The organism is Nocardia sp. BSTN01, from assembly GCF_015354405.1.
GTDB lineage: Bacteria > Actinomycetota > Actinomycetes > Mycobacteriales > Mycobacteriaceae > Nocardia.
Genome location: NZ_JADKYP010000126.1, coordinates 1 through 2,609 on the forward strand (window position 1 = coordinate 1; position 2,609 = coordinate 2,609).

Below are 2,609 nucleotides of genomic sequence, written 5' to 3' on the forward strand. Positions count from 1 at the left end.
CGAGGGCGACTACCTGTGTCGTGTCGCCAGAGCGTGGAAGTACACCGGCACGGCCGAGCGGGTGCTCGGAGGTCCGAAGACGCGCAAGGGGATCCGGACAATCAATGTGCCGGCCGAAGCGCTCGACGGGTTCGACCTCACACGCAAGAATGCGGCGCTGCTGATCTGCACGCAGGACGGCGGCCGGATCTCGTCGCAGCTGTTCCACAACAAGTGCTGGCGCCCGCTGGTCGAGCGGTTCGAACGGAAGACCGGCAAACGCCCTCGCGTGCATGATCTTCGGCACACCGGCGCGAGCTGGATGCTGATGAATGGCGCCGAAATCATGGACGTGCAGCGTCATCTCGGGCACGAATCGGCGCAGACCACGACCAGCATTTACGGCCACTTCGATCGGCGAAGCGGACGACGGGCCTCCTCGGCCATGTCGCGGGCGCTGCGGGGGCCCGCCGCGTAGCTGCACCGATGCTGTTGTTACCGAATCGATCCCACGCGGGATCTTTGCTATCGGTAACGAAGACGGATAGGTCGGACGATTTTCCGGCGAATCGGAACTTAACGGTTCTATTCTGAAATTGTGGGAATCCTTGACTAATAAGAAGATCGAGACACGTTTCGTGTCGTCAGTGAGGGCAGCACGATGGCGCACCGTGGAGACGAGCCACCCGACATAGACACTTCACCCCCGAGCCGCCGGCAGCCGACACGGCTGCCGGATCTTTGCGGAGATGCTTCCGTTCGAACGGATTCGAATGTATGTTCGATCGCGGAACGATTGCGAGAGAGGGGAGGGATGGAGGATGGCTCTCACAGATGATCTTGCAACCGGCGCGTGGAAGCCGTTGCCGGTTGAATCTGTCATCGAGGCGGCCTTAGTCCTCGGTGTCGAGCCGTCTGAGTTGCTCGCGGTACTTCCTCTTCGCTCGGTCGATAAGGTCGCCGGCGTCAAAACCGAGCCCGTCCGCGAACGCGAATAGCTGTTCCGTATCGACAGGTCTCGAACCTTTGAATAGGCGATTGACGGTAGCCCGGGCCATCCCGACACGCTCGGCCACCTGGCCCTGATCGAGATCTTGACGTGCAGCTTCCGCGCGTAACTCGTCCGCGACAGCCTTTCTGATCGCGGCTTTTCGGCGCTTCTCAGCGTCCGATGTGTCATTCGGCATGCGCTGAATGGTATCAACCCGATCGGTTACACGGAGATACCGTTTCGTCACATCTGCACGCTTGCGTTGTAACCGATCGGTCACTACGGTTAGCCACATGGTTACAGCGAACCCAGCCAACGTGAAGGTCGGGAATCGCGTCCGTGAAGCGATCGAACGATCTGGCATCCCGAAGGGCAAGATAGTCGCCCAGTCCGGAATTGCGCAGGTCACGCTCGACCGAAAGATTCGCGGGCGTACCAGCTTCACCGCCGAGGAACTCATCATCCTCAGCGAATATCTCGACGTCGATCCGGCCGAATTCGTCGCCGGCATCAAGGCCGAGATCTCCCCGAGCGAGGCGACCGCATGACCGCCGCCGCCGAGCTCCCCGACCTTCGGCTGTACACCGTGCCCGAGGTAGCAGAGATTCTGCACGTCACCGAGGTATGGGTGATCAGGCAGCTGCGTGCGCGAAAGCTGCCCGGCCGCAAGGTCAGTCGGCAGTGGTTTCTCACCCGTGGGGATATTGAGGCCGCTATCGAGTCGATGGCGCGGCCCGCGATCGCCCCGAAACCGGATCCGGCCGGACTCTCCCGCGGCAGCCGCCGCGCCCTCAACCGCCGGATGGCGCGATGAGCGCCCTCGTCTCGGTCGCCTCAGCGATCACATGCCTGATCATCCTGTGGCGCGTTCGCATTCACGCCCACCACATCGCCGAGGACCGTCGCGACACCGCAGCCGCAGCGGAGGCAGCGACCGCGGCCGCCAACGGCAACCCGATCGGCCTCATCTCCGAGACCAGCGAAGTCGACTCGATCCCGGTAGGCGCAATGGCGCCGACCATCCCGATCGACCTCGCCGCAGCCCGCGCCGCCCGCGAGCGGAAGTGCTGATGAATACCGCGGCGATCGTGACCGGCAGCGTGATGTACGCCGAAGCCGCGCGCGTGATCGTCGCCGCCGCAAAAGAATTCGCCGAATCGTTCCGTATGCGGTCGCCCAGCGCGGGTGTCGATAACCCCGCGCTGGGCTGACCGACCACTCAGATCCCCGGCGACCGCGAGCCATCACCTCGCACATCGCCACCGAGAAACAGGAGCATATCCGATGGGTAGACATCACGTCGTTTCCCGATCCCGTTGGGGCACACTGCTGCGCCGCATCGCCGGCCGCCGCCCCGCGCAGCACGCCTACGACCCCGGCACCCAGCTGTTGCCCGCACTCGTCCCGCCAAGCAACGAGACGCCGGCCGCCGCCGAGCCGTTCGACCCGCCGACCGACAAGCTGCCGGTCTATGCGCCGGAGGTGCCGTCGTGCTGATCAATCACGGTGTCGACACCATCACCTCCCTCGGCGCGGCCCCCGATCTCACTCTCGCGGTCGAGTTCCAGTCCGGACCTGGATTCCTGATCACCTCCGACGCCGCGCTGCACCTCGCGCAGCAGCTGCTCGTCGCGCTGAC

General features: G+C 64.0%; 7 protein-coding genes. 6 read left to right on the top strand and 1 reads right to left on the bottom strand.

What is annotated here, in order from left to right; all coding sequences use genetic code 11:
- Positions 1-457 (top strand): site-specific integrase (locus IRT45_RS36010; RefSeq protein WP_228536026.1); only part of this gene is annotated, 457 nt, incomplete at its 5' end.
- Positions 458-872: 415 nt separating this feature from the next.
- Here the strand turns inward: IRT45_RS36010 and IRT45_RS36015 are convergent.
- Positions 873-1,166 (bottom strand): helix-turn-helix domain-containing protein, encoded by a 294-nt coding sequence (locus tag IRT45_RS36015; protein WP_194810222.1) that lies wholly within the window; start codon positions 1,164-1,166, stop codon positions 873-875.
- A 97-nt stretch (positions 1,167-1,263) separates the two neighbouring features.
- Between IRT45_RS36015 and IRT45_RS36020 the strand changes: the two genes are divergently transcribed.
- The 5 genes from IRT45_RS36020 (at position 1,264) to IRT45_RS36040 (ending at position 2,467) form a co-directional block, all read left to right on the top strand.
- Positions 1,264-1,518, top strand: a complete 255-nt coding sequence (locus IRT45_RS36020) for a helix-turn-helix domain-containing protein (protein ID WP_194810223.1) — start codon at positions 1,264-1,266, stop codon at positions 1,516-1,518.
- A complete protein-coding gene (locus IRT45_RS36025) occupies positions 1,515-1,784 on the top strand; it encodes a helix-turn-helix domain-containing protein (protein WP_194810224.1) in 270 nt (89 codons plus the stop codon). The genes IRT45_RS36020 and IRT45_RS36025 overlap by 4 nt, the downstream gene beginning before the upstream one ends.
- A complete protein-coding gene (locus IRT45_RS36030; protein ID WP_194810225.1) occupies positions 1,781-2,041 on the top strand; it encodes a hypothetical protein in 261 nt (86 codons plus the stop codon). Before IRT45_RS36025 ends, IRT45_RS36030 begins: the two co-directional genes overlap by 4 nt.
- Complete coding sequence (locus IRT45_RS36035; RefSeq protein WP_194810226.1) at positions 2,041-2,181, top strand: hypothetical protein; 141 nt, start codon at positions 2,041-2,043, stop codon at positions 2,179-2,181. The genes IRT45_RS36030 and IRT45_RS36035 overlap by 1 nt, the downstream gene beginning before the upstream one ends.
- A gap of 73 nt (positions 2,182-2,254) precedes the next feature.
- Complete coding sequence (locus IRT45_RS36040; protein WP_194810227.1) at positions 2,255-2,467, top strand: hypothetical protein; 213 nt, start codon at positions 2,255-2,257, stop codon at positions 2,465-2,467.
- The last annotated feature ends 142 nt before the right edge of the window (positions 2,468-2,609 follow it).

Excerpts from the sequence above, each read along its gene's own strand:
- IRT45_RS36015 (WP_194810222.1), bottom strand. The coding sequence starts at position 1,166 with ATGCCGAATGACACATCGGACGCTGAGAAGCGCCGAAAAGCCGCGATC.
- IRT45_RS36020 (WP_194810223.1), top strand. The coding sequence starts at position 1,264 with ATGGTTACAGCGAACCCAGCCAACGTGAAGGTCGGGAATCGCGTCCGT.
- IRT45_RS36025 (WP_194810224.1), top strand. The coding sequence starts at position 1,515 with ATGACCGCCGCCGCCGAGCTCCCCGACCTTCGGCTGTACACCGTGCCC.
- IRT45_RS36030 (WP_194810225.1), top strand. The coding sequence starts at position 1,781 with ATGAGCGCCCTCGTCTCGGTCGCCTCAGCGATCACATGCCTGATCATC.
- IRT45_RS36035 (WP_194810226.1), top strand. The coding sequence starts at position 2,041 with ATGAATACCGCGGCGATCGTGACCGGCAGCGTGATGTACGCCGAAGCC.
- IRT45_RS36040 (WP_194810227.1), top strand. The coding sequence starts at position 2,255 with ATGGGTAGACATCACGTCGTTTCCCGATCCCGTTGGGGCACACTGCTG.